Source organism: Psychrobacter pacificensis (genome assembly GCF_018336615.1).
GTDB classification, from domain to species: domain Bacteria; phylum Pseudomonadota; class Gammaproteobacteria; order Pseudomonadales; family Moraxellaceae; genus Psychrobacter; species Psychrobacter pacificensis.
Genome location: NZ_CP048752.1, coordinates 1,472,447 through 1,494,666 on the forward strand (window position 1 = coordinate 1,472,447; position 22,220 = coordinate 1,494,666).

17 protein-coding genes, 1 other RNA gene and 1 pseudogene are annotated in these 22,220 nt (G+C 43.3%); 16 read left to right on the plus strand and 3 right to left on the minus strand.

Annotation, left to right across the window (positions count from 1 at the left end):
- Positions 1-98: 98 nt before the first annotated feature.
- Positions 99-752, minus strand: a complete 654-nt coding sequence (locus tag GYK50_RS06305; protein WP_420070440.1) for an SIMPL domain-containing protein — start codon at positions 750-752, stop codon at positions 99-101.
- Between the two features lie 314 nt (positions 753-1,066).
- Here GYK50_RS06305 and ffs point away from each other — a divergent pair.
- The 11 genes from ffs to GYK50_RS06360 all read left to right on the plus strand — a co-directional run bounded on the left by ffs (position 1,067) and on the right by GYK50_RS06360 (position 15,597).
- An RNA gene (gene ffs, locus GYK50_RS06310) (signal recognition particle sRNA small type) lies at positions 1,067-1,163 on the plus strand.
- 209 nt (positions 1,164-1,372) lie between these two features.
- Positions 1,373-1,969, plus strand: a complete 597-nt coding sequence (locus GYK50_RS06315; protein WP_071001620.1) for a LemA family protein — start codon at positions 1,373-1,375, stop codon at positions 1,967-1,969.
- 39 nt (positions 1,970-2,008) lie between these two features.
- Positions 2,009-4,897, plus strand: coding sequence for a M48 family metalloprotease (locus GYK50_RS06320; RefSeq protein ID WP_212563523.1), 2,889 nt, complete (start codon positions 2,009-2,011; stop codon positions 4,895-4,897).
- A 62-nt stretch (positions 4,898-4,959) separates the two neighbouring features.
- Positions 4,960-5,850, plus strand: a complete 891-nt coding sequence (locus GYK50_RS06325; RefSeq protein WP_071001618.1) for a DNA polymerase III subunit psi — start codon at positions 4,960-4,962, stop codon at positions 5,848-5,850.
- Positions 5,851-5,942: 92 nt separating this feature from the next.
- Positions 5,943-7,079 carry a 3-phosphoserine/phosphohydroxythreonine transaminase gene (serC, locus tag GYK50_RS06330; RefSeq protein WP_212563524.1) on the plus strand — a complete coding sequence of 379 codons (1,137 nt, stop codon included), beginning with the start codon at positions 5,943-5,945 and terminating at the stop codon, positions 7,077-7,079.
- A gap of 295 nt (positions 7,080-7,374) precedes the next feature.
- A complete protein-coding gene (locus GYK50_RS06335) occupies positions 7,375-9,207 on the plus strand; it encodes an extracellular solute-binding protein (protein ID WP_212564511.1) in 1,833 nt (610 codons plus the stop codon).
- 145 nt (positions 9,208-9,352) lie between these two features.
- Complete coding sequence (gene gloB, locus GYK50_RS06340) at positions 9,353-10,132, plus strand: hydroxyacylglutathione hydrolase (protein WP_212563525.1); 780 nt, start codon at positions 9,353-9,355, stop codon at positions 10,130-10,132.
- A 101-nt stretch (positions 10,133-10,233) separates the two neighbouring features.
- Entirely contained in the window at positions 10,234-11,304 is a 1,071-nt protein-coding gene (gene yejB / locus GYK50_RS06345; protein ID WP_212563526.1) for a microcin C ABC transporter permease YejB, read from the plus strand.
- A gap of 62 nt (positions 11,305-11,366) precedes the next feature.
- Positions 11,367-12,425, plus strand: a complete 1,059-nt coding sequence (locus GYK50_RS06350) for an ABC transporter permease (protein WP_071003610.1) — start codon at positions 11,367-11,369, stop codon at positions 12,423-12,425.
- Positions 12,426-12,441: 16 nt separating this feature from the next.
- Positions 12,442-14,109, plus strand: a complete 1,668-nt coding sequence (locus tag GYK50_RS06355; RefSeq protein WP_252962453.1) for an ABC transporter ATP-binding protein — start codon at positions 12,442-12,444, stop codon at positions 14,107-14,109.
- Between the two features lie 183 nt (positions 14,110-14,292).
- The gene (locus GYK50_RS06360) at positions 14,293-15,597 is read left to right on the plus strand and encodes an iron-containing alcohol dehydrogenase (RefSeq protein WP_212563528.1); all 1,305 of its coding nucleotides are present in this window, start codon (positions 14,293-14,295) and stop codon (positions 15,595-15,597) included.
- A 473-nt stretch (positions 15,598-16,070) separates the two neighbouring features.
- Here the strand turns inward: GYK50_RS06360 and folE are convergent, their stop codons facing one another.
- Positions 16,071-16,667 carry a GTP cyclohydrolase I FolE gene (gene folE, locus GYK50_RS06365; protein WP_212563529.1) on the minus strand — a complete coding sequence of 199 codons (597 nt, stop codon included), beginning with the start codon at positions 16,665-16,667 and terminating at the stop codon, positions 16,071-16,073.
- A 384-nt stretch (positions 16,668-17,051) separates the two neighbouring features.
- On the opposite strand from folE, the gene GYK50_RS06370 reads away from it, so the two are divergent.
- Positions 17,052-17,861 (plus strand): enoyl-ACP reductase FabI, encoded by an 810-nt coding sequence (locus tag GYK50_RS06370; RefSeq protein ID WP_071001612.1) that lies wholly within the window; start codon positions 17,052-17,054, stop codon positions 17,859-17,861.
- 135 nt (positions 17,862-17,996) lie between these two features.
- Positions 17,997-18,709, plus strand: a pseudogene (locus GYK50_RS06375) (YoaK family protein).
- Between the two features lie 64 nt (positions 18,710-18,773).
- Here GYK50_RS06375 and GYK50_RS06380 read toward each other — a convergent pair.
- Complete coding sequence (locus GYK50_RS06380; protein ID WP_212563530.1) at positions 18,774-18,938, minus strand: hypothetical protein; 165 nt, start codon at positions 18,936-18,938, stop codon at positions 18,774-18,776.
- Positions 18,939-19,326: 388 nt separating this feature from the next.
- On the opposite strand from GYK50_RS06380, the gene GYK50_RS06385 reads away from it, so the two are divergent.
- The 3 genes from GYK50_RS06385 to GYK50_RS06395 all read left to right on the plus strand — a co-directional run bounded on the left by GYK50_RS06385 (position 19,327) and on the right by GYK50_RS06395 (position 22,220).
- Positions 19,327-20,748: an SLC13 family permease gene (locus tag GYK50_RS06385; RefSeq protein ID WP_212563531.1), complete on the plus strand. Its 1,422-nt coding sequence runs from the start codon at positions 19,327-19,329 to the stop codon at positions 20,746-20,748.
- A gap of 633 nt (positions 20,749-21,381) precedes the next feature.
- Positions 21,382-21,564: a hypothetical protein gene (locus GYK50_RS06390; protein WP_071001609.1), complete on the plus strand. Its 183-nt coding sequence runs from the start codon at positions 21,382-21,384 to the stop codon at positions 21,562-21,564.
- Between the two features lie 68 nt (positions 21,565-21,632).
- Entirely contained in the window at positions 21,633-22,220 is a 588-nt protein-coding gene (locus tag GYK50_RS06395) for a DUF1543 domain-containing protein (RefSeq protein ID WP_071001608.1), read from the plus strand.

Sequence of the window (22,220 nt, forward strand, 5' to 3'; positions counted from 1 at the left end):
ATTAGTAATATATAAATAAAAAGGGCAGACGTGATCATCGCGTCTGCCCTTTTATGTATTGCTTCTACTGAGCTTTAAATAAGCCTGTTGTCATTTACTTATTTGGTCAGCTCAATGGTACCATTGGCAGTCACTGAGATAGTGCTATTACCAGACTCAAAGCTTTGGCTTGGTACCGACTCGTCTGCCATGCCTGATTTCATGCTCATAGCGCTATACATTGGGCGTGGATAGTTGCTACCGGTATTCAAATTAACATTCACGACGCGATAGCCGCGTGCATTCCAAGCGCGCGTCAGGTTTTTGGCCTGCTGCTGGAAGGCGCGAGACGCTTCTGTCATTAGTTTTTGCTCTAATGCATCTTTTTTGGTGTCTGAAACCCCAAAATTAAGATTATCCATGACTAAGGTTTCTTGTAAATCCGCAATCAGCTGACTGATTGCTGCAAAGTCTGTACTTTTCAAGTCTATGTTTGCTTGACCTGTCCAACCAATGATTTTGTCGTTTTTGTCATAGCGTGGATAGGTACGCTGCTGCCCAGTGCTCACAGTCACGCTTGGGTAGCGTTTGGCAATTTTCATGGCATTATTGATTGACGTATTAAGCATCGTGGCTAAAGTTTTGGCATCCGTTGCCTGAGCCTTTTTATATAAGCTGGCACGTACTTCATCGTTTTGGATTTCTTCTTTTACTTCTGTCTGAAACGTCAGTTGGTCATAGCCTGTTGGCTCTGCATGGGCGCTACCTATCATGGCTGTCATTAAACAAGCAGTACCAGAGCGATGGCCAGTTTATTCAATAGAGCATTTTTCATGGTTATCTCCTAAATCAATGTTAAGGGTATTCATATGAATACTTTCAAAAGGTATTTACAAAGGAAGTTGTACCTCTTATTTTTAAGTGTTGACATGTGTGCAACTTCATTCACTAAAATAACAAAATCTGTATAAGTTGCTGTGAGAATTTTGTGAGCTAGGTTACTGGGTTATTTTTCGATTAAAACAAACAGTTTTGAGATAGGGGTTGTAAAATTAAAAAATCCTTGTATAATCTCATCCGGTGGCTCCATTGGTAGCCTCGCAACATTGTTCTATGAATCCCGCCAGGACCGGAAGGTAGCAACGGTAATAGATTTGATGTGTGCCGAGGATGTGCTGATGGAGTCGCTTTTTTTTTGCTAAAAATTTATAGATATTCTAATAAAGTACCTAATATACCGGTATTCTGTATTAAGCCCTTCATTGTAAAGGGCTTTTTTTTGTCTAAAATTTCATTCGATTTCTTATTTAAATTAAAAGCGTCATTGATTAATATGCGTTAAAATACAATGTATTAAGTTTTAATAACATTCTAGACACTTTGAGGTTTGGTTATGAAGATGTTTGTTTGGCTGTTCATTATATTTGTGGTGCTAATCGTTATGTTTGGGGTGTCCATATTTAATAAATTGGTGCGTGCACGTAACCAAGCAAAGAACGGCTTTGCGCAGATAGATGTGCAGCTCAAACGTCGCCATGATTTGATTCCAAATCTAGTCGAAACAGCTAAGCGTTACCTGACTCATGAGGAAGAGACACTGACACGAGTTATTAGCGCACGTAATCATGCTCAAAACCTACAAGACTCGCATAAGCATCAGCCAGACTCAAAAGAGCACATGGCACTATTTGCCAAAGCAGAAGGCATGTTGTCCAAAGCGTTGAGTCAGTTTTCGGCAGTGGTAGAAGCCTATCCTGAGCTTAAAGCGGACAGTATGATCAAAGAGTTGATGGATGAGCTGACCAATACCGAAAACAGAATCGGTTTTGCTCGTCAGCACTATAACGATAGTGTGATGTTTTATAATAATGATCGTGAAGTGTTCCCTAACAATCTTGTCAGTACAACCTTTGGTTTTCGTCCGCTTAGCCCCTTGGTATTTGCAGACAGAGATGTCATTGCTAAAGCACCGAATGTTAATCTGGGCTAAGATTTAGATAAATTTGGCCAAGGTTAGGCAGCCCAGTTAATGGATTTTTTTGGTGAACAGCGGATACGTACACGGCGCAGTCTATTACTGTATGGGCTGTTTTTCCTTATTGTGCTCGCCCATATCGTGGTGGCACTGGCTATCATGGGACTGCTGTTAACGATATTCACGGGTGGTATATATCATTGGGTATTGATGCTAGTCATTCTCTTTATAGTAGGCAGTTTCGTTGGTGGGAGTTTTTTAGAATATCGGCGCTTGCGAGCGGGGGGACGCGCTATTGCCCAGCGAGTAGGGGCGGTCAGACTGTTTATTGATAACAGTCAGGAACCATGGGAGCACAGTCATGGGGTCGCGCATCAATATGAAATCAAAGAAAAAGTTCACTATCGCTCACATCATATAGCAGTACGAAGCGAGCGTGATTTCCCACCAGTCTATCGTCGTTATTATGAGATTGCCTATCAGTTAGCGATTGCATCAGGTTTGTCTGCGCCTCTCTTATACGTACTACCCAATGAGCAAGGAATCAATGGCTTTGTCGCTGGTCGCCATCGTCAAGATATGGTGCTTATCGTGACCCAAGGCGCGCTAGATAAATTGTCTGATGAAGCATTATATGGGCTGATTGGTCATGAGTATGGTCATATCTTGCATGGGGATGCCACGTTCAATCTACAGCTGATGGTGGTACTGGCTGGTTTACAGATACTATATGATTGGAGCGATCCCATTCCTAATACTCGCTATGCTGATAATCACAATGTATCGCATAAGCTACTATCACAGAGACACGTTGATGGACGCGCGCGCAATACCGAAGCTCAGACTACTCACTTTACGACCCACAGCGAGTGGGTAGCGTACTGGCAACAGCAGTCTCACCAGCATCAGTCTAGATGGGTACAAAATACACCAGCGATGCCTCACAGAGCACCCCGTAGTGTCTGGACACTACTGCTCCATGGTTTGAGCTTCTCAAGTATGGCCAGTGCTCAGTTGATTAAGCATAGCTTTAATCGTGAGCGTGAGTTACTTGCTGATGCAACCAGCGTACAATTAACGCGCTCGCCTGCGATCCTAGAAACCTTAAAAGCCATTCATCAGGACCCGATTGGGTCACGATTATCGAGTGTTGCTGATATCAACGGACTCAGCCATTTTTTCTTTGCCAGTAGTGGCACGGACTTGGGGGATGTGTCTTGGTTTGCCACTCATCCAAGCTTGACGGAGCGTATGAGTGCTATTAATGCTGATGCCTATCGTAAGTTTGCCGTACAAGTCGTTAAAGAAAAGCGGATCAATCAGCAGAAGATAAAAGAAATATATCGGCAGCGCCATCTAGGTGATTGGGGAGCTGTAATAAAAAATAGCCTAAGCAAAAATTCACAGAAAAAGTCTCAAAAGTCTCAAAAGTCTCAATTGCCGCATCGATCATTGTTCGATATTGATGCAGAAGAAAACCATAAGCAGAACGCTATTTTTGATAACACTGCAAGTAACAGTGAAAGCCAGACAGATAAAGGTCTCGAGTTCACTAAAGAGGTAGATACAATTATCAATGGTCGCTTGCAGGTAGAAATAGCACCTATAGATACCGATAATTTGCTGAAGCCTTGGCAGGCCAAACCTGACGCTGACCTACCAGAAGATACATTAATTGAAGCGAGCGATATTCAAAAGGTGTCACTCCCGCAATATGTACTCGATCATATTTATCATCCACTTGGTGCACAAGCGCTAATAGAAGCGGTCATGCTTTGCCATCAGCATCAACCATTATCAACAAATGCATTATATGGTTTGGCAGATATTTGGGGTGAGGGCTTTTCTATTGAAAGTGACTCTACTAGTCATAAGCAAGTATTACCCCATAGGATAGATGCTAAGCTACTGGCCATAGTGGCCAATTTGGATAGACGTTTGGACAGTGCTTTGATTGTATTCGCATTAGCCCAGTTACGTCGTCATGACTTATCTGAAATACATATCAAAAAATTAAAGCTTAGAAGTGACAGCGAACACAGTCACGAAAGCGATCAGTACTATAAAAAACAAGCAAAATGCCGTACGATGTTGTTGCGTTACCAACAAGGTATGGTTGAGTTATTTCACCAACAGCTGACATCTGACTTAACTAAAAGCTTAGCTTGTGATTCTGTAGATCAAAAAATATCGAGTGATCGCTCTTACTCGGCAGCGAATTCATTTAATCATTCATTAGCTGTAGAGAGGCAAAAATCATCCATACTGTCATTATGGCAAGCGTTACAATTACAGCAGTTACTACCGATATTGTCTGAGGTTTTACACGATACGGATACGCAAGCTCTATCATCACAGACACTCAAAACTGGTATAGAAGGCGTAAGGGTACAGCTAGATCCTTCAGGGCAAGTATTTGAAGCACTGAGCGATGCTCAGATATCGATGGTGGTTTTACTGGCGTATCGGCTATCAAAAGACGCTAAAGGCCAGATGATCTCAATATATGAGCGCTCATTATTGAGTGAAGGTGATGAGAGTGTGGCGCATTACATTGTAGATTTAAGACGTCATGCGCGTTTGGTTGATATTGATTTGACGACAGTGAGCGATGTCAACTTGCAATGGTTGTTATTAACGGCACAACACTTAAATAGTATTCAATTATTAGCGATTATTGCTGCGGTTCCTATTTCTACTATTCATTCTATCAAGCGGCCCATAAATACTTTGGGTAGTACTAATTATCCAGAGAGACAACAGGATGGTAGTCAAATAGATTATAATGACGATAGCACGATAAGACCTGCTCATCATGAGTATCGACAATGGCTAAGTACATTGCATACCGTGATGTTACACGATACGATAATCAGCCAAGATGAATATGATTGCCTGATCGCAATGTCAGAGCGTTGGCTAGGCGTACGGCAGCTTTTTTGATAAGAACTACCAAAATCATCTAAAAAACTATATAGACAACATAATTAGGATAGTAGAGTCGTATGAGTGATATCCAAGACCCGCTAAATGTATTGCAGCGCCGTGTGCAGCAGCGCCAAATCCTAGCGATGATGGGTATCAATCAATGGGTGCGGCCTGAGTCAAGTACCGTAAATATAGCGGATATCACGATAGATTCGGTTGAACACTCAAATACTGGCTCTATTGATACTGAATCCGCGAGTGCTGGAGCTGCTATAGAGACAGTCGTTCAGCCGACCAGTGGTTATGATACGAATGACTCTTATAGCAGCAACCATGACAATGTGAATAACGATGCTCATGGTCTAGGTATTCATGAACAGGCAGCCACCGAGCAAAGCCCAGTCACCTATAGTTTTGATAGTATGGGCAATGAGATATCTGCTACTTCAGATGCACCTCGTCTTCACAATAGTCCAGATATCGAATCAAACCAAACCGCCGCATTTTTTATAGATGAAGTGGTGCAGTCAACAACTGCGCCTATTGCGCCACAGCAATTATCTCAAAGCAGTCATAATAGTGATAGTGTAAATGACGACAGCTTGAAAAAGGTAGCACCATTTAGCTTACAAGGTGGACGCTATGGAGATTGGGTGATATTGGTTGATATTCAGGCACTTAATAGTGATAGCCAAAAGCTATGGAATAATATCACTCAAGCACTCTCAATGACTCATGAGACGACCTCATTTCCGATTTGCGCCGGTATGGACACAGTAGAGCTTGCCAATGCCAGCCTTGCTGGATATATCTTTAGAATTGGTCTGCGCGAAGAGATAAAAGTTGCTGCTTTAACAGTACTACCTGAAGGTCTTCAGCACCCCAACCTTATGACTGTGCCTACATTAGATGACATGATTGCAGATAGTGATGCTAAACGTCAGCTGTGGGAGCGCATATCTCATTGAGTGATATTAAAACTGATATCGATGTAAATTTTTTTATCAACAAACTGAAATAAAGGTCGCTTCTTTATTTCATCATACCTAGGACTGTGATTATGTCTATAACCCAAACGTCTACACCCACTGCTAATAATAGTACGCCGCATCGTCTGCCAAACTTCTGTGCTGGCCCTGCCACCATGCCAACATCCGTATTGGAGCGTGCTCAGAGCGAATTGCTCGACTGGCAAGGTCGCGGCCTATCGGTCATGGAAGTCAGCCACCGTAGTAAAGAGTACATGGCAATTACTGACAAAGCAGAAGCTAAGCTACGCACGCTTATGGAGATACCAGACAACTATAAAGTGCTGTTTTTGCAAGGCGGCGCTAGCTTGCAGTTTTCTGCCATTCCATTGAACCTGCTAAATGGCGGACGCGGCGATTATTTGACGACGGGTGCATGGTCAGGTAAGGCGATTAAAGAAGCCCAGCGCTATGAAGCACTTGGTCTGGGTAAGATAAACTTGGTCGCGACTGGCAAAGAGGACAACTTTACGACTGTACCCGCCCAAAGTGAGTGGACTGTGAGTGACGATGCCGCTTATTTTCACTACTGTGCCAATGAGACTATCCATGGTCTACAGATATTTGAGCCACCACAAGTAGACGCGCCAATCATTGCCGATATGTCATCTTGTATCTTGTCACAGCCGATAGACGTGTCTAAATTTGGTATGATCTATGCAGGTGCCCAAAAGAACATCGGTCCTGCAGGATTGGTCATTGCAATCATCCGTGATGATCTGTTGGGGCAGGCTAGCGCATGGTGTCCTATGCTACTGAACTATGAGCACCAAGCAGACAAAGAGTCTATGTCTAACACGCCAGCGACGTACTCTTGGTACTTAGCAGGACTGGTGTTTGATTGGTTGGAAGCGCAGGGTGGTGTGGCTGCTATTGGCAAAATCAACCAGCAAAAAGCCGATTTACTTTATAAGACAATCGATGAGAGTAGTTTTTATCACAACCCAGTCGATCCTCAGTATCGCTCTATCATGAACGTGCCATTTACTTTAGCAGACAGCAGCCTTGATAAAGTGTTCTTAGAAGAGTCAGAAAAAGCTGGTTTGTTAAATCTAAAAGGTCATCGTGACGTAGGCGGTATGCGAGCCAGTATTTACAACGCCGTACCACTTGAGTGGGTACAGCAGTTGGTTGATTTTATGATTGCGTTTGAAAAAAAGCATGCATAGGCCATACTAGACTTTAAAATAAAAGACGCCGCTTTTATAAGTTGCGTCTTTTTTTATGAGTATATTTATCGATGCACAGTTTGAGTAAAAAGCGTTCAATATCTACCATCATTATATCTAATACCAATGATGTCATACTGATGGATGTCGCACTGACGCCGCGTAACATGGCAAAATATTAGGTTAAAAAACCTAAGTTTGTTATGATGAAATTTTGCTATCAGGCTATTTTGCCGTCAGCGCTTAATTTTTGATACTCGCATTGGTTAGCATAGAGGTTTGTTATAACGTTATGATAAGAAAAAATGCTCTGCTAAAAGCTGTTTTGCTAGCCATCACTGTCAGCTGGATATCGAGCAGTATTGCGGCGCCTATCACAACGACAGCGCTTGGACATAACAGTCCTACGAAATACATCAATGCGCCTTACATGCCCTATGCCAATCCAAAAGCGCCTTCAGGCGGCACGCTTTCGCTAGATGCGCGTGGTACCTTTAATAGTGCCAATAAGTGGATGACCACGGGCGTGCCAATGATCGGCACCGACTATCTGTATGATACCTTGATGACAGGTTCGTTAAATGAAGCGTTTACCATGTATCCACAGCTGGCAAGTAAGGTAACCTATGATCCAGACGATACCAGCTGGATTGTCTATCACATCAATCCTGCTGCCCGTTTTTGGGATGGGACGCCTGTGACCAGTCATGATGTCAAAGCGACTTTTGATGCAATATTAAACAAAGGTCCGATGTCTATTCGTAGCTATTTGGCTGATATCAAAGCCGTTCAAGTCATCGACGAGCAGCAAGTCAAATTTGTCTTTGCCTCCGCTGAAAACAAAGAAATCCTACTGACGGTTGGGCAGTTTCCTGTTTTTGCCAAATCCTCAATTGAGGCTGATTTTGAAAAGATCAGCCTGACACCCTTAATGGGTAGTGGGCCTTATAAGCTGGGACGTGTCGATGCGGGGCGTTCAGTAAGCTACATACGTGATCCCAATTACTGGGGTCGTGATTTGATGGTCAATCGTGGTCGTTATAATTTTGACATGATTAAGTTCGTTTATTATCAAAGCGATGAGATTGCCTTTGAAGGATTTAAATCTGGCCAGTACCGTTTTCGCCCCGAAAACAAAGCATCAAATTGGGTGAGTGGTTATGATTTTCCTGCAGTGAAAGCAGGTCTTATCAAAAAAGAGACCATAACCAGTCAAAACCCAGTGCCCATGCAGGCATTGGTGATGAATTTGCGCCGCCCAATCTTTCAGGACATTCGGGTGCGCCAAGCCCTAACGGCTGCTTATGATTTTGAATGGATGAATAAGACATTATTTCATGGACAGTACGAACGTTTGCAGAGCTTCTTTCACGGGTCGGAGCTTGCGGCAACTGGTACACCGTCTAGTGAAGAGATGCAGGTGTTAACGCCTTTATTGTCTAAGCTTGAACCGATTCAGCGTAAAGCCGTCTTAGCAGAATGGCAGCTACCCAGCAGTGATGGCAATGGCTTTAATCGACAAGGATTACTAAAAGCGCGGCAGTTATTGCTAGATGCTGGATTTTATTATGATGATATGACGCTATATCAGCCGAATGGTCAGCCCGCCCAAATTGAGATTTTGATGACAGGCGAGACCATGGGCCGTGTCTTGTTGCCTTATATTCGTAATTTAAAACGCTTAGGGTTTGAGGCAACCTTGCGCCAAGTGGATGGGCCGCAATATTATGAGCGAACGCGCCGTTTTGATTATGATATGGTCGTCGATGTGTTTGCCCAAAGTCTATCGCCTGGTGCTGAGCAGGCTGCATTTTGGGGTAGTGCGGCGGCTGATGAGCCTGGCAATCACAATAGTGCTGGTATCAAAAATGCAGCCGTCGATGAGGTGGTTGCTAATCTTGGTAATGCCAAAAATCGTGACGAAATTGTGTTATATACGCAGGTGCTTGATCGGTTGTTGCGAGCGGGTCATTATGTCGTACCATTGTATGGCAAGTCTGGCACCAATGTTGCTTATTGGAACCAATACCGTCATACGGACACATTACCGACCAACGCCGTCGGCATCGACTACTGGTGGGTGGACAAAGAAGCAGAAGGACGCATCAACAAATATTTGAAGCAGTAAGCAGTACCTTTTGACAGGATTTGGTCTAGTAATAGCTGACTGCCAAACGCATAGGTTGTTACCACGCAGTAAAAGCGAGAAGTAAAATCAAAACGAAATAATTCAAAATAACGAGTAAAAAAATAACTACTGGTAAGGATTTGACATGAGTATCCGTATTCACCCCATTAAAGCGTTTAATGATAATTATATTTGGACATTAATTAATGAAAATAATAAGCAGGCGATCGTTATTGATCCAGGTCAAGCCCAGCCGGTTATCGATTATCTAGAGACGCATGGACTAGAGCTAACCTCGATTTGGACCACGCATCATCATCATGATCATATTGGTGGTGTCGCAGAATTGCAGGAGTCGTATCCGATGACCCATCTGGTTGCGCATAGTGAGCATGGGGTTGATGAGGATCAAACTATTAAAGATGGCAGCACGGTGAGTGCATGGGGCTGCTCTGCACAAGTCTGGGACGTATCAGGACACACCGCCAGCCACATGGCTTATATCTTAGATATTGATGGGCAAAAGCACTGCTTCTGCGGGGATACGTTGTTTAGTGCAGGTTGTGGACGTGTCTTTACGGGTACGATTGAGCAATTGCATGATAGTTTTAAACGTCTAAATGAATTACCTGATGAGACACTACTGTATCCTGCGCACGAGTATACGGCTAGTAACATACGCTTTGGATTGTCTATCGAACCTGACAACGAGGCAATGCAACAAGCATTAGCGCAAGCTGAGGCACAAACGGCACAAGGTGTGCCGACACTGCCAGTGACGCTAGAGCATGAGCGTGCGATCAACGTGTTTTTGCGTACCCAAGAGCCAAGTGTGATTGCAGGGGTTAAATCAAAAGTAACTATCGACGATGATAACTCTTTGACGGTATTTGCAGCGTTACGCGAGCTGAAAAATAATTTTTAATGCAAGTTTTTAATACATAGATATATTTGTGTAGACCTTTAGCACGAAAGAATATACTGCTGTCGTCATCGCCCTCTCTCTTTATTTAGGAAGTCGCTATTATGGGTCGTTATATCTTAAAAAGACTCCTGCTGATATTACCGACACTATTTTTGATATTGCTTGCCAACTTTGTAATCGTACAAGCGGCACCAGGCGGACCTGTTGAGCAGCAGCTTGCGCTTATTGAGCAGGGGGCAAAAGACAACGCACTTGGTGGTAATATTGGCGCGGGCAGTGCAGGTGGCAATGACAGCACTTATCAAGGAACGCGCGGTCTCTCTGAGGAAATGGTCGCTGCTATTAATGCTCAGTATGGCTTTGACAAATCCGCTCCAGAGCGATTTTGGCTTATGTTAAAAAACTACGCTCAGCTCGATTTTGGTGAGTCGTTTTTTAAAGGGCAGTCGGTGACCGATCTCATTATAGAAAAGCTGCCAGTCTCGATATCGCTTGGTCTTTGGAGTACGCTGCTTATTTATATGATTGCCATTCCACTGGGCGTGTATAAAGCGATGCATCATGGCTCAGGGGTTGATAAAGCCACTGCCATGCTGCTGGCTATTGGACATGCGATACCTGTGTTTGTCTTTGCAGTTATTTTATTGGTATTTTTCGCAGGTGGCACCTATTGGAATATTTTCCCGCTACAAGGGCTCACGTCCGAAAATTTTGACCAGCTCAGCGCGCTTGGTAAGGTGAAAGATTACTTTTGGCATTTGGCACTACCGCTGCTAGCCAGTACCGTAGGTGGTTTTGCGGGCTTGACGTATCTGACCAAATTTAGCTTTTTAGAAGAGCTGGGCAAGCAGTATGTATTGACCGCTCGCGCAAAGGGACTGGGTGAGGGTCAGGTGTTGTATGGTCATGTATTTCGCAATGCTATGTTGATTATCATCGCAGGTATCCCAGCCGCTATCGTTGGTATTTTCTTTGCCGGTAACTTTTTGATTGAGATTATCTTTAAACTAGATGGGTTGGGGTTGTTAGGTTTTGAGGCCATTCAACAACGCGACTATCCAGTGATATTTGGCACGCTATTTATCTTCACCTTGGTAGGGCTACTACTGCAATTAATCAGCGACTTAAGCTATCACTTAATTGATCCCCGTATTGATTTTGAGGGGCGCTAATGTCAAATAATCAATCTTCATCAAAGAGCAGTACTATTAATAGCGAACCAGATAAAGCGCCAATGCCTGAGCACAATCCTCAGGTAGCGCTACCGAAAAAGCAGCGCTTAAACCCCATTTGGCAAGCGCGTTTAAATCGCTTTCGCCAAAATCGTCTTGGGGTAATATCACTGTTTGTTTTTGCAGTGATATTTGTCATTTGCATGGCAGCTAACGTCATTGCCAATGACAAACCTTTACTGGTGCAATATCAAGGCGACTATTACTTTCCGGTATTAAAGGCCTATCCTGAAACGACATTTGGCGGTGTATTTGAGACCGAAACCAATTATAAAGATCCTGCAGTGCAGTCGCTGATTGATGAGCAAGGGTTTTATATAATGCCGCCTATTCCGTTTGCTGATCAGACACCCAATGTCGAGCTTGGTCTGCCTTATCCAGCGGCTCCAAACGCTCAGAACTGGCTTGGCACTGATGATATGGGACGCGATGTGCTGACACGGATACTTTATGGTATGCGCGTCTCATTGTTGTTCGGTCTGGCGCTGACGCTCGCTGGTGCTCTCATCGGTATTATTGTCGGTGCAATACAAGGCTATTATGGCGGCTGGGTAGATCTGGCAGGGCAGCGCTTTATGGAAGTGTGGGGCGGTATGCCTCAGCTATTTATGATTATTATCTTAGTCAGTTTATTTAGTCCCAGTATTATCATGCTATTTGCCATGATGCTGTTATTTGGTTGGATGGGGCTGGTCGGTTTGGTAAGAGCAGAGTTTTTGCGTGCTCGTAATTTTGATTATGTGCGTGCCGCGCGCAATCTCGGTGTGTCTGATAGCCAAATCATGCTCAGACATATTCTGCCCAATGCGTTAGCCTCAAGTTTATCTCAGCTCCCTTTTATATTAACAGCTAATATCATTGCGTTGACTGCGCTGGATTTTTTGGGTTATGGGTTGCCGCCTGGCTCGCCGTCTTTAGGTGAGCTGATGGTACAAGGAAAAAATAACCTTGATGCCCCTTGGCTGGCTTTATCAGGGTTTTTTAGTTTGACCTTTATTTTGTCATTGCTCATCTTCGTTGGCGAAGCACTGCGTGATGCGTTTGATCCGAGGCGCTCTTGATATGACCGATAATATTATGGCTACCGAGCAATACAACGCGCCAACTGAAAATCTTAATCGCGCGCAAGACAAGCTCGTGCTGACAGTAGATAGCCTAAGTATCACAACTGCTACAGGCATCCAGCTGGTCGATGAATTATCTTATGAGCTAAGACAGGGGCAAACTCTGGCTATCGTTGGTGAGTCAGGATCTGGCAAATCGATTGCCAGTCTTGCACTACTAGGTCTGCTACCAGAGAATTTGACGATTAAGGGTGAGGTTCAGCTGGCAAGCACGGCAGGCATGTCTCAACTACCGATAGCGAATGACAAATCGCGTAATGCCGCACTACGTGCTATTCGTGGTCAGCGGATCGGTATGGTATTTCAAGAGCCGATGACAGCGCTAAATCCGCTACATACCGTTGCAAAACAAATCGCTGAATCACTGCGTTTAAGCGGCGTACCCAAAAAACAATGGCGAGCCACCAGCATTGCCTTGCTAAATGACGTCAATATCACGGATCCCTCTGACAAGTTGAATCGTTATCCACATGAGTTGTCAGGTGGTCAGCGTCAGCGAGTAATGATTGCGATGGCATTGGCTCAGCAGCCTGATATCTTGATTGCTGATGAGCCAACCACTGCACTTGATGTGACATTACAGCATGAGATTTTGGCCCTACTAGATGATCTTAAACGCAAGCACAGTATGGCGATGATATTAATCAGCCATGATCTCAATCTAGTCAAGCGTTATAGCGACGAGATTATCGTTATGCGGCAAGGTCAAACGATTGAGCAGGGTCAAACGTCGGCGGTATTTGATCAGCCTAAAGCCGATTATACTCGCACGCTCATTCAGCAAGACTTCGGTCAAGCGCTACAGCCAGTAGCAGATCATGCAGATGGACCATCAACTGTATTAAAAGTGAGCAATCTCAACGTACAATTCCCAATCGAAAAAAGTCTATTTGGGAGTACAAAACGTTGGTTTGATGCGGTCAAAGCTGTTGATATGACCTTGCAAAAAGGGCAGGCATTAGGGATCGTCGGTGAGTCTGGATCTGGCAAAACCACCATTGCACTGGCGCTGAGTCAGCTGCTTGGCAATCAAGCACGAGTGCATGGACAGATAGTGGTGAATGGGCAAGATATCTCAGCACTGTCCAAAAAAGTGCTACGTAACTTTCGCTCGCAGATTCAAATGGTGTTTCAAGACCCTTTTGCCAGTATCAACCCTCGTATGACGGTCATGCAAATTGTGGAAGAAGGACTGTTGGTACAAGGCGTGGATAAAGACGCGCGTCAGCAGGCGGTGATGGAGAGTTTGGCTACCGTCCATTTGCCTTTAGCATTCGCGCAGCGTTATCCGCATGAGCTGTCCGGCGGTCAACGTCAACGCGTGGCATTGGCGCGCGCACTCATCATGAAACCGAGCCTACTTATATTGGACGAGCCTACCTCTGCGCTTGACAGTACCACGCAGGTAACGGTGGTCAGTTTATTGCGTGAAATTCAACAAAAGCTGCAAATAAGTTATGTCTTTATCAGTCATGATCTCAAAGTAGTACACGCACTATGTCAGCATATTATGGTACTAAAACAAGGGGCATGCGTGGAGTCTGGGCTCACAGAAGATATCTTTAGCCAGCCACAGCATCCGTATGCCAAGCAGTTATTAAAGGCGAGCAGTACACAATAATAGCGACATACCAAAAAAGGCAGTGGTACAATCATGCTAGACAGTGGTTTGCTTTATTCAAACATCCTTGCTGTACATATACTTATCTACTCTGCTATTGGCAAACGTCGTTTAGCCTTTATCAACTAGCTCAAACTATTGTTATCGCGGTTAAAATCATCATTAAAAAGGATTTTTGTACCCATGAAAAAACAAAACAGTATTACTAAATTAGTAAAGAATAACAGCTTGCAGTATGCTGGTTATTTGGCAGTGGCTAAGACACGCGCTAAAGTGCTAAAAGCAATCTCTTACGTGATACCTATCAGAAGACCGATGTTGTTTGTCGGTGAGGCTGCCTGTAATGAGCTATGCGACATGCTCATCAATGAAGGCAATACCAATGTCTTTATCGTCACTGATGCCGTGCTAAACAAACTCGGTATCCCTGCAAAAGTCACTGATTATCTAGATGCAAAAAATATCAGCTATCATGTCTATGATGGCATTACACCAGACCCTACTTTTAACGTAGTCGAAGAAGGACTGCGCCAATCTATAGCAGCAAATTGCGACGCTATTATCGCCATCGGCGGCGGCTCAGTGATCGATGCTGCCAAAATGATCGCTATGTCTCAAGGCAATAAATGCAAGCCTCAGCAACTGATTGGGATCCTTAAAGCAAGAAAGCCGTCGGCGCCATTATATTGCGTGCCTACAACAGCGGGTACTGGCTCAGAGGCAACCCTTGGTGCAGTGATATCTGATGATAAAACACACCAAAAAGCATTGTCTATTGATCCAAGAATGGTGCCGCTCGCCGCAGCGATTGACCCCATTATCATGAAAGGTATGCCAGCACACATCACCGCTGATACGGGTATTGATGTATTGACCCATGCATTAGAAGCATGGATGAGTGCCAATGCCAGCGTGGAGACGGACTACTATGCAGCCTCTGCCGTCAAATCTGTCATGCATTATCTACCATTAGCTTACAAAGATGGTGGCAATCTAAAAGCAAGAGAAGAGATGGGAATTGCCGCCCATTATGGTGGTATCGCCTTTAACAAAGCGGGCTTGGGTTATGTGCATGCCATTGCTCACCAATTAGGTGCCTACTATAGCATTCCTCATGGTCGTGCTAATGCGATCGTGTTGCCTTATGTGCTTGATGTTAATCGTAAAGCAAGCAAGCAGAGACTGACCGCACTGGCAAAAAGAACGGGTATGGTAGCAGACGGCCAAGCTGGTCATGGTGATAAAGAAATAGCAGATCATCTCATCGTACAAGTCAGAGCGCTTATCGCAAATTTAAATATTGATCCGACTGTTAGCGGTATGCAGGCCAGTGATTTTGATGATATTGCAAAAGCAGCAGCAAAAGAAGTCAGCGATACTTATGCCGTACCAACCTATCTCTCAGCAGCTGAAATTAAGGAAATCTTAACGAAAATTAAGCAAGTAAGTGATGAGAGTGCTGATAAAGACACTCAGAAAGCATCATAGCATTGTACTTGTACTGATAGACTTATGATAGACAAAAAAAGCCTATGACTCTTTTGAGGATAGGCTTTTTTAACACGTTTAAAACAATATAAGATATTGAAATAAAATAGTTTGTCTCTATATGTTAACTATCCTAAAGCCTGTGTCATGATCAAATCATCTTGTAATTTATCTTGTGCTACGACTTAATAAATTGCAAGTATATAACAATACAGGAATATTTTATTGATACATAAGCGTTACGATGGTTAAATGATATTATGTTTGGGAAATTTTTATGAATCGCATATTATCGTCTACAATGATTAACCTAGTTATCGTAACAATCATTACAAGACTCTGGCGTATACGGCAAAGACTATGAGCTTGATTTGCTAAAACTTGAAATCTTACTTTGTATAGCTAAAACAAAAAGGACGCATTAGCGTCCTTTTTGTTTGTTGTTACTCATAACAGCCTAAAATATTAATAGTTTAAAACGACGGTTGGCGCTTAGGGACGGCACCCAAAAATTCATTACGGGCTTGATTGTTGTGCTGATACTCACCAAGCATCGCAGTACTACGTGTAGTCGAATGCTGTTTGCTGACACCGCGCATCATCATACACATGTGCGAGGCATCCATGACCACCGCCACGCCGCGACAGCCAGTAACATCCATGATGGTTTGTGCAATCTGTTCACTCAGGTTTTCTTGTATTTGTAGACGACGAGCAAACATATCGACAATACGGGCAAACTTCGACAGCCCCAGTACTTGGCCGTCAGGCAGATAGCCAATATGCGCGACACCATGGAACGGTAGCATATGATGTTCACACAATGAATAAAACTCAATGTTCTGTACCAGTACTAGCTCACGATTGGCTGATGGAAAGACAGCATCATTGACCACCTCTTCAATGCTTTGATGATAGCCTTTGGTTAAGTGAGCAAAAGCCTTTGCCGCACGTACAGGTGTGTCTAATAAACCAGGACGATTCAAGTCTTCGCCAGTCGAACCAATCAGTTGGCGATAGGATTCAGTACTTTCTTTATAATCTGGGGTTATTATTGGGGTGTTACTCATAAGTTTGGCAGCCATCCAAAATGTGGGTGTAGCTTAACGTTGAATCCTATCATGTCAGGATTCTTATAAAATTGTGCAAGCTGGGAAGGGCTGTGATTATACTCGAAATCTGCTGAACTTCATACTGCTGTGGTGAGTAGTTCAGAGTTTAGTCATTACAGGGCTGTCAGAGATGCAATTAGAACGGTGACCATGATGATATTTCATTAGTATTATTGCGATACTAATGATAGTAACCAAGTACAGTTTACGACTGTTTACTTAAATGAATTCGTGTATAATAAGTCATCTTTTGATTTGCATCATTTCATGACGCGTCACTTTCTGATTACTCTAAATAAACCTATATTCTAAATCATCTCGATTGATTCAAAAGGAAATCTTATGCTATTGCAAGGACAACGATTTGTCGTAACTGGCATCGCAAGTAAACTCTCTATCGCTTGGGCTATTGCAGAAGCGCTACACCGCGAAGGCGCCTCACTGATCCTGACTTATCCGAATGATAAAATCAAAAAGCGTGTGGACATGGCTGCCGAACAGTTCGAAGCGGATTTGGTGCTAGAGTGTGATGTCGCCTCTGATGAGTCGATTGCTGCTTGTTTTGAGCAAGTAACCGCGCATTGGGGTGATGGTATTGATGGTGTGGTACACGCCATTGGTTTTGCCCCAATGGATCAGCTCGATGGTGACTTTGTGAGTGCCACCACGCGTGAAGGCAGCCACATAGCACATGATATCTCTAGCTACAGCTTTGTGGCATTGGCAAAAGCAGCTCGTGAGTTGCTTGCAATGCGTCATGGTTCTATGCTGACATTAACTTATGAAGGCAGTATCTCAGTATTGCCAAACTACAATGTCATGGGTATGGCAAAAGCCAGTCTTGAAGCCAGCGTGCGCTACTTAGCGACTTCTATGGGCGGCGACGGTATCCGTGTCAATGCGATCTCAGCAGGTCCAATTCGTACGCTAGCTGCTAGTGGCATCAAATCATTCCGTAAAATGCTCGATATCAGCGAAAAAATCGCACCACTACAACGTAATGTCAATCAGATGGAAGTAGGTAACGCAGCACTATTCCTATTATCTCCGTGGGCATCTGGTATCACGGGTGAGATCATGTTTGTTGATGCAGGCTTTAATACCGTCGCTATCAGTGAGCAGTTGATGATGCTGGATGAGCCAGCGCAATAATCATTTAAGTATTTTTTGCGTTGATGGTCATTATCAATGATTCACTCAGCTATTGAAATTGAAAAGGCAGCCAATTGGCTGCCTTTTCTCGTTATACTATGAGTCTTTTTGGCAGTAGACCTTTAGGTGACAAATATGATAACCAAGTTACCAAAGTGGATATTGTGGGGTGGGGCGGTATTGGCATTTAGCGCTGGCTGCGTGAACACAACTGCATTGATGGGATTTGCCAATTTATCGGTCTCGCATGTCACCGGTAATGTCAGCTTGTTTGCAGCAGCTATCGCTTATCGCTTATCGCTTACTCAGATTCTCATAGTATTTTGTATATCGGAGCGCTACTATTGTCTTTTTTGTCAGGGGCAATATTAAGCGGTTTTGTCATTGGGCAGACATCCTTAACACTAGGCCGTCGTTACGGGCGTGCGCTATATTTTGAAGCAGCATTACTAATAGCTGCCTACTGGTCATATCAGCAGCATGATTATCTCGGACAATTGGCAGCAGCGATGGCCTGCGGATTACAAAACGCGATGGTAGCCACTTATAGTGGAGCAGTTATTCGCACGACGCATTTGACAGGACTGACATCCGATATGGGTGCAGCAATCGGTAACTGGCTTGCGGGTCGCTCCATTAGTAAGCCGACATTGGGCTTTCAGGCCGTTATTTGGTATTGCTTCTGCGGTGGCAGTACAATAGGGGCTTTTTTGTTTGCCAAAGTTGGCTATGATGCGTTGCTTGTACCCATCGCAATCGTTCTAACCGCAGCATTTATATATAACTATGTCTCCAACCACTTGCCAGAACAAAGAGAAACAAAACTAAAAAAGCGCTCATCATCATGACAAGCGCTTCTTATTTTTGCTGTTAATACTAGATAACTGGCTTTATCTGCCGTTCTGCCATCTTTTATTTTTCGTCTTCTTCTTGATGATCTTCATGCTCATGCATACCTTGCATCATATCTAGCGCTGAGTCGTCAGTACGCTGTTGATCTTCTTTGGCCAGACTATCTTGATTGATGTCTTTTGGCGCCATTTTTGTGGTTGCATCGGTTTTATTTGCATCTGCCATAGTGTCATTCCTCTTGTTTTTATTGATGATTATCTATCTAACCCTAAGATTATGTGGTATCGGTTTTTACTTGTATAGCCCCAAATGATGAATGTTTGAATGCTTTATGTAATTTTTATCAACCAAGGCGTCCATTCAAAGCAGTGAGAACAAAGTAGTGAGAGAGTTACTATTGAAAAATCTCACAAAGTCGAGAGGTGATTATCATCAACGAATCAAACAGACATCCTAAAAAAACAAAAATAATCAAAATGTATTCATATATAAGTTATTCTGATATGATATTTTCGCGCGTAATGTTCGCTATATGAATATCATGATGTCTTACAATAAGTGTGTTGCAATAATTTTGACTTCATACTCACTTTGGATGCGATAAGGATAATTTATGTCAGAGAAAAAGCTGGATAGCCATATTCCTGATGATGGTAACGAGTATTTATTTACGGATACATTCCCAAAGGGAACGGGAAAAGGATTGATCGTGGTTGCCATTGCGGCAATCATTAGTTTTATTATTTACAGTGTATTGCCATTTGAGGTCAGTGCTAACAAAGGGCTAGCAATGCTGTTTTTTATCGGCGTGCTATGGCTCACTGAGGCGATACACGTCACAATCACTGCGATCTTGGTGGTTGTGGTTGGAACATTAATTGGCATTCCTGATTTTAATGCTGAAGTCGGTCTGCAAAGCTTTGCCAGTCCCATTATTTATCTCTTCTTTGGTGGTTTTGCCTTGGCGGCCGCGTTACATGTACAAAAGCTTGATAGAAAGATTGCGCTAAAAATTCTTTCGTTATCAGGTGGTAAGCTAAGTACCGCTGTACTATTGATTTTTGGCGTGACTGCTTTTTTGTCAATGTGGATCTCAAATACGGCGACAACGGCAATGATGCTACCGCTTGCCCTCGGTATTTTGACGCAAGTTGATAGTAAAGAAGATCGCGGTACATTTGTGTTTGTACTGCTCGGTATTGCGTATTCAGCAAGTCTCGGTGGTTTGGGTACGATTGTCGGCTCGCCACCAAATGCGATCGCCGCAAAAGCCTTGGATATTGCGTTTGTTGATTGGATGAAATTTGGTATTCCAATGATGCTGATACTATTACCAGTATTGTTGGGCGCGATGTACCTATTTCTAAAGCCTAATCTAAACCGCACGATGACCCTACAGCAAGATGAAACTATTCATTGGACCAAACCGCGCGTGCTGACGATTATTGTCTTTATTGTGGCAGCGGTGAGCTGGATACTCTCTAAGCAAATTGGTGCTGCAGTTGGTATCGAAGATACAGATGCCGTTGTTGCATTGCTGGCAGCAGTGGCGGTCGTGAGTTTGGGTCTGGTGTCTTGGAAACAAGTGTCAGACAACACAGATTGGGGTGTATTGATGTTATTTGGTGGCGGTATTGCGCTATCAAATGTTCTAAAAGTATCAGGTGCGTCATTAGTACTGGGTGAGACGGTTGCTAATGGCTTACAAACCGCGCCACTATTGGTTGTGATGCTTGCAATCTCAGCCTTCATTATTTTCTTAACAGAGTTTGCATCAAACACGGCATCAGCTGCGCTCTTAGTCCCTGTATTTGCGGCAATTGCCGAGCATATGGGTATACCGAGCGAAGTCTTAGTACTTATTATTGGTATCGGTGCATCCTGTGCCTTTATGCTACCAGTTGCGACGCCGCCAAACGCTATCGTGTTTGGTACCGGTTTGATCAAACAAACAGAGATGGTACGTACAGGTGTCATCCTTAATATTATCTCTACTGTTATCGTTGGGTGTTGGGCGTATTTCTTCCTATTATAAGTCTAACGAACCATTAGCATTACCATGATAAATAAAACCTGATGTCCCAATATTAATGAGGCATCAGGTTTTTATTTTTTATACTCTCTTAATTTATTACATTATAACTTATGGGGATAATAGGGCGTGTTGAACATTCGCAAATAGGCACTGCTGATCGCTAAAATTGTTCCAGACAAGGCACAAAGCGACGATAATGCAGATGCCTTAGCGAGATTTGTAACGCAGTATGGGGCAATTTTAGCATCAGCCCCAACGATAAAAGCAGGGGACAGGACTCTTTTTTGCCGCTTCATCGTTAAAAATAAGCGCTTAGAATGACTAAACTTATTATTTTTAACATCGAATCGCCTAAAAAATAGTCGCTGTCAGTGCCATGGTCGAATGTTCAACACGCCCTAGACATTATGACGACATTCAATAATAAAAATTGCATTACAATCGCTGCTATAGTCAAGTCTAAATAAAAACAATACAGGACAATAAATTCATTTGATTCAACACTATTTTTCTTGCTTGCTGTGACTGCGTCTCCAGAGGCTGCGAAAAATAACGTTGAATCTTATTGTATCGATTTTATAGTAATCTAACTATATTTCAGATATCCATATCAATGTCTTTGCGCTTGACGCTGTGCTTGCCGATATCAAAAAGCGCAATTACGCGCTGATAACCTGTATAGAGACACCGCGAGGTAAACGCTGGCAGACTGAGCATATTAAGATCGCTTATGATCATGAAGCAGCAGCAGAACTGGCGCTCAAAAATGAACGTAGAGATTGGGCATTTGCTTTAAAAACAGGGCGGGTATTGTAATAAGACGCGCTCGATATTATGTTCAATTAAAATTAGCTACAATGAAAAATTTATAAGGACGGCGTTACATGTTAACTTTATATATGGCTCAACTTGGTGGCCGTCCCAAAGGTCGCCTGATTGAACAGCATGACATCTTTTTTGGTGTGGCCAATCACGTCAGCGAGCTGGTAGAGGATATCAATCAGCATTGGCCAGAAGTCAAAAACAAATGGCACATTGATTCGTATCGAGCGATTACTAAAGTTGATGGCTATGCGATCAAACTGGTTAAATCAGGTGAGCAGGTAAGCAAAGATGCTAACTTAAAGCTGTTTTTTATCAATTTGGGCGGCTATCAGCAGGGAAGTTTTGAAGAGTTTCATTATAAGCTTCTGATCGTTGCCCCCAGTCAAGCCGAGGCCATTAAGCAAGCCAAACAAAGCGAGTTTTATAAACAGTTCACTTTTAAAGATAATGCATCGCCGTTCGACGCCGCTTCACATATTGATGATAAGTTTGAGGTCGATATAGATGATATCTATAACGTGAATGATCTGCTCTCAAATGCTCAGCTGTTGATTGAGCCTATCGTTGATGCAGGCGGTGTCGATATCAAAGAAGATAAAGAATATGTGGGTTATCTGAGTATTAAAAATCTAAGGAAATTATCCTAA

Coding starts and splice junctions, on each gene's coding strand:
- GYK50_RS06305 (WP_420070440.1), bottom strand. CDS start 752: ATGATAGGTAGCGCCCATGCAGAGCCAACAGGCTATGACCAACTGACG.
- GYK50_RS06315 (WP_071001620.1), top strand. CDS start 1,373: ATGAAGATGTTTGTTTGGCTGTTCATTATATTTGTGGTGCTAATCGTT.
- GYK50_RS06320 (WP_212563523.1), top strand. CDS start 2,009: ATGGATTTTTTTGGTGAACAGCGGATACGTACACGGCGCAGTCTATTA.
- GYK50_RS06325 (WP_071001618.1), top strand. CDS start 4,960: ATGAGTGATATCCAAGACCCGCTAAATGTATTGCAGCGCCGTGTGCAG.
- serC (WP_212563524.1), top strand. CDS start 5,943: ATGTCTATAACCCAAACGTCTACACCCACTGCTAATAATAGTACGCCG.
- gloB (WP_212563525.1), top strand. CDS start 9,353: ATGAGTATCCGTATTCACCCCATTAAAGCGTTTAATGATAATTATATT.
- yejB (WP_212563526.1), top strand. CDS start 10,234: ATGGGTCGTTATATCTTAAAAAGACTCCTGCTGATATTACCGACACTA.
- GYK50_RS06350 (WP_071003610.1), top strand. CDS start 11,367: ATGCCTGAGCACAATCCTCAGGTAGCGCTACCGAAAAAGCAGCGCTTA.
- GYK50_RS06355 (WP_252962453.1), top strand. CDS start 12,442: ATGGCTACCGAGCAATACAACGCGCCAACTGAAAATCTTAATCGCGCG.
- GYK50_RS06360 (WP_212563528.1), top strand. CDS start 14,293: ATGAAAAAACAAAACAGTATTACTAAATTAGTAAAGAATAACAGCTTG.
- folE (WP_212563529.1), bottom strand. CDS start 16,667: ATGAGTAACACCCCAATAATAACCCCAGATTATAAAGAAAGTACTGAA.
- GYK50_RS06370 (WP_071001612.1), top strand. CDS start 17,052: ATGCTATTGCAAGGACAACGATTTGTCGTAACTGGCATCGCAAGTAAA.
- GYK50_RS06380 (WP_212563530.1), bottom strand. CDS start 18,938: ATGGCAGATGCAAATAAAACCGATGCAACCACAAAAATGGCGCCAAAA.
- GYK50_RS06385 (WP_212563531.1), top strand. CDS start 19,327: ATGTCAGAGAAAAAGCTGGATAGCCATATTCCTGATGATGGTAACGAG.
- GYK50_RS06395 (WP_071001608.1), top strand. CDS start 21,633: ATGTTAACTTTATATATGGCTCAACTTGGTGGCCGTCCCAAAGGTCGC.